Raw genomic sequence first — 3,997 nt, forward strand, 5'->3', positions numbered from 1 at the left:
CGGGGATCTCAACAGTGAGCCTCCCGGTAAGACTTACCGTCCCATCCCCATAGGTCTCGCTGAGGTGTGAGAGTTGTGAGAGCATCTCCGCCGGTAATGTACCGTTCCCTGTAATGATACGGGCGGAAAAGTTCTCTGTTCCTCTATTATGTAGAAACCCTTCTGCCTTCAATGCTTTGATCGTTTGTTCTGTAAGCGCCATAATTCCTCCTGATCGTGTTGCAGTCTAGAAGTGTTTGGGTATAAAGTAAATAATAAAAAATATATGCAATATATAGGTAAAAACAAATGACTATTCGAGACCTTTCCATTTTCGTTGCAGTAGCCGAACAGCTATCCATGAGCAAGGCAGCAGAGAAACTGCATATCGCCCAGCCGACGGTCAGTGCAGTAATCGGTTCCCTGGAGAAGGATTACGGGGTGTTGTTGTTCGACAGGTTGGGACGGAGTTTGCATTTGACTGATGAGGGGAGGTTTCTCCTCTCACGATCCCGTTCGATTGTTGGTTTGGTTGATACCCTTGAAAATGAGCTTGGGGCATATTCTCGACAGCAGACGATCAGGATGGGGGCGACCATCACAGTTGGCAGTACCCTGCTCGCTGATCTTATTGCACGTTTTGAGAGCGAGCACCCGCTCTTGCGTGTCCAGGTACAGGTTGACAACACCCAGACCATCGAGAGACTGCTCCTTGATGGAAGCTTGGATCTGGCTTTGATAGAGGGAATGGTACAAAGCAAGTCACTGGTATGCACCCCCTGCTTTGTTGACGAATTGATTCCCGTATGTGCAAAAGAGTTTCCTGCCCCTTCAACGTGTAGCCTGAAGACATTGAGCGACTATCCTCTCATCCTCAGGGAGGAAGGGAGTGGCACACGGGCGTTGTTTGTTGGATTGCTCCAGGAAAAAGCATTCCCCTTTGAGGAGAAATGGTCATGCCACAGCAACGATGCGATTATCCGTGCAGTATGTGCCGGTCAGGGAATTACGGTCATTTCCCGACGTCTGGTACATCATCTGGTCAAGGAAGGGACACTCAGGGAATTGGAATTGCAGGGAGTGGATATGAAGCGTTATTTCTCACTTGTCCACCACAAGGACAAGGTATTTACTCCCTCGATGGATAAGTTATTACAACTGCTGAAAAGTGATACGGTCCAGGAGTGAAAAGTACATTACACAATTACGCATTGTGAAAACATGTCACAATAATCTTGATTTTTCATGATGCTTCTGCCTATAGTATAAGAAGATTGGAAACAGGGAACGAACACAGGAGGTCGGAACGATGGCAACACGCAAGAAAGGTGAGAAACCTTGGGATTTCCTTGAGGCTTATCGGGGTAAGAAGTTCAAAGGTGCATGGCCTACTGTGGTGGAAATGTTTGAGATCACAGTCGAACGCTATCCCCAGAACAAGTGTTTTACAGCTTTTGTTCCACAGCACGAAACCTTTACGTATTCAGAAGTTCATGCATATGTCCTCTCTGTTGCAGATTATCTTGTCTCCAAGGGTGTCAAGAAGGATGACAAGATTGCAGTAATCGGAAAGAACAGTCCTGAGTGGGCTATTGCCTACCTTGGTATTCTCTTCGCCGGAGCGATTGTAGTCCCCCTGGATAATACCCTTACCAATAAGGATATGTCCAAATTCCTGGAGTTTGCCGGGGTGAAGATTCTCTTTGCAGATGCTGACCGAGTGGAAACCTTTGACGCAGAGAACAAACTTGGCTTGACTGACCGCATTTCCCTGGAGAAAGAAGGAACCATGCCTTTTGTCCTGGACCTCAAGGCAGAGGCTCAGAATAGGCATAGGGCAGAGAGCGAGGATACTGCTGCGATTCTCTTTACCAGTGGAACCACGGGAACGCCAAAGGGTGTTATGCTCAGTCATCGAAACATGGTGGCAGACTGTTACCTTGCACAAGGACATATGAAGCTGTACCCCACTGACGTATTCTATGCAATTCTTCCCATCCATCACTCCTACACCATGATGGCGGTCTTCTTTGAGGCCATAAGTGTAGGTGCTTCCATTGTCTTTGGCAAGAAATTGGTGATCAGTCAAATGCTTAAGGAGCTCAAGGAGGGCGAGGTAACAATGTTCCTTGCTGTTCCCATGCTTTTCAACAAGATGATTGCCGCACTGCTGAATGGCGTGAAGGAGAAGGGAATTGTTCTCTATGGGATCGTACGATTCATGATGGGAATCTCCGGTTTCCTGAAAAAGATATTCAAGGTGAATGTCGGGAAGAAGATGTTTGGCTTCTTGCTCAAGAAGCTCTCCCTCGATACCAACCGTATCTGTATCAGCGGGGGTGGACCGCTTCCTGCCTCTACCTTCAAGATGTTCAACCAGCTTGGAATTGATTTTGTACAGGGCTACGGTCTTACCGAGACCAGTCCCATCACCCACCTCAATCCAGTGGAAGCCTATATCGAGAGCTCGGTCGGCAAGAAGCTGCCCCAGACTGAGGTCAAGATCGTGAATCCGGATGCTGAGGGTAATGGAATCATCTATATCAAGGGGCCCATGGTCATGCAGGGTTATTACAACAACCCGGAAGCTACTGCTGAGGTGCTTGAGGATGGATGGCTCAATACCGGTGATGTCGGCTACCAGGATGCACAAGGGTATCTCTACCTGACGGGAAGAGCAAAGAACCTCATCGTGACCGAGGGTGGTAAGAATGTGTTTCCTGAGGAGATTGAGGATCACTTCCAACTCTACACTGAGATAGATACCATCTGTGTGATCGGATATCTCATCGACAAGAAGAACAAGAGTGAAGGGATCAGGGCCTTGATATACCCTGATGAAAAGTATCGTGAAGAAATGGTAAAAGAGTACGGGGATTCAGCCAAGGAGAAGATTGAGGAGCGGATGCAGCAAATCGTAAGTGAGGTGAACAAGCAGTTGCAGTCCTACAAGAAAATCACTCGTGTTACCGTGGTAGATGAGCCGCTGGAGATGACCAGTACCAAAAAAGTAAAGCGCTTCGTAGTTGCACAAAAGTACAAGGACTAGGTATAGTACTTCCTATGAATAGCAATGTGAGAAATTTCCTTCGGTCGCAAGCACACTCCCTTAAGCCGATTGTCATGGTCGGCAAAGAGGGTGTTGATGACCGAGTAGTATCTGCTTTGCATGAAGCCTTATCCAGCCATGAGCTGGTGAAGGTCAAATTCCAGGCGCAGAAGGATGAGATGAGACCACTCTCTGGAAAGTTGGCCCAGAAGACGGATAGTGATTTGATCAGTATCATCGGCTTCATTGCCACGTTTTACCGCGAAAGCGAAGAGCATCTCATACATATTCCCAACTCCCTTGCCAGAAAGGGTGAGTAGGATTGGGTATCGTACATGAATGCAAGGCTGTTTCCTCAGGGAAGCAGCTTTCTTCTTGTTGAACAAAGGAAAAGCAGGCCCGCATTCCAACGGAAGCAGGGCCTGCACCAGAGAAAATCCACCAAAAGGTGTTACCCTAGTGGTACCACAGCTCTTTGGTGGAAAGCAAGAGGTCAAGCAAGAGGCCCCCTGTAGCAATTGATCGATAAAGCGTCACAAACCTTGTACAACAATGGAATCCTGTCCAATGTCTTTTCTGGTTCCTGTGGGTTCCATAATCGTTCAGCCAGTACCATCAACCTGGGGAACAGCATATATTCTGCTTGTCGTCCGCTCGTGATCTTTTCGGTCCAAAGATTCCCTTGGCTTCCCAGTACCCGACCACGATCCATTTCACCCTGTAGTCCGGCAAGAGGATCGAATTGGGCTACCTGGGTGATGCTGCTTACACCCAAATTCCCCATTTCCTCCTCATCATCAGTATGTTGATAATCAAAATAACATCCATCGGTATTGGGGCACATGATCACCTCATGTCCTCGCTTGCTTGCTTCAATACCTCCGGCAACACCTCTCCAGGACATCACGATCAAATCCTTGGGAAGACCAAGGGACTCGGTACCCTCAAGGACCTCATCCCAGCCGATAG

Annotated in this window: 4 protein-coding genes and 1 pseudogene; 3 read left to right on the top strand and 2 right to left on the bottom strand. The window is 48.0% G+C overall.

Going from position 1 to position 3,997, the window contains the following annotated elements; all coding sequences use genetic code 11:
* A pseudogene (locus AB7S66_RS11715) lies at positions 1-202 on the bottom strand ((4Fe-4S)-binding protein); the annotation flags it as partial.
* Between the two features lie 86 nt (positions 203-288).
* On the opposite strand from AB7S66_RS11715, the gene AB7S66_RS11720 reads away from it, so the two are divergent.
* The 3 genes from AB7S66_RS11720 (at position 289) to AB7S66_RS11730 (ending at position 3,348) form a co-directional block, all read left to right on the top strand.
* A complete protein-coding gene (locus tag AB7S66_RS11720) occupies positions 289-1,167 on the top strand; it encodes a LysR substrate-binding domain-containing protein (protein ID WP_428520214.1) in 879 nt (292 codons plus the stop codon).
* A 121-nt stretch (positions 1,168-1,288) separates the two neighbouring features.
* Positions 1,289-3,028 (top strand): AMP-dependent synthetase/ligase, encoded by a 1,740-nt coding sequence (locus AB7S66_RS11725; protein WP_428520216.1) that lies wholly within the window; start codon positions 1,289-1,291, stop codon positions 3,026-3,028.
* Positions 3,029-3,042: 14 nt separating this feature from the next.
* The gene (locus AB7S66_RS11730; protein ID WP_428520218.1) at positions 3,043-3,348 is read left to right on the top strand and encodes a YhbY family RNA-binding protein; all 306 of its coding nucleotides are present in this window, start codon (positions 3,043-3,045) and stop codon (positions 3,346-3,348) included.
* A gap of 173 nt (positions 3,349-3,521) precedes the next feature.
* On the opposite strand, the gene AB7S66_RS11735 is transcribed toward AB7S66_RS11730, so the two are convergent.
* A partial coding sequence (locus AB7S66_RS11735) for a family 20 glycosylhydrolase (RefSeq protein WP_428520220.1) occupies positions 3,522-3,997 on the bottom strand: 476 nt, incomplete at its 5' end.

Source organism: Sphaerochaeta sp. (assembly GCF_050178175.1).
Classification (GTDB): domain Bacteria; phylum Spirochaetota; class Spirochaetia; order Sphaerochaetales; family Sphaerochaetaceae; genus Sphaerochaeta.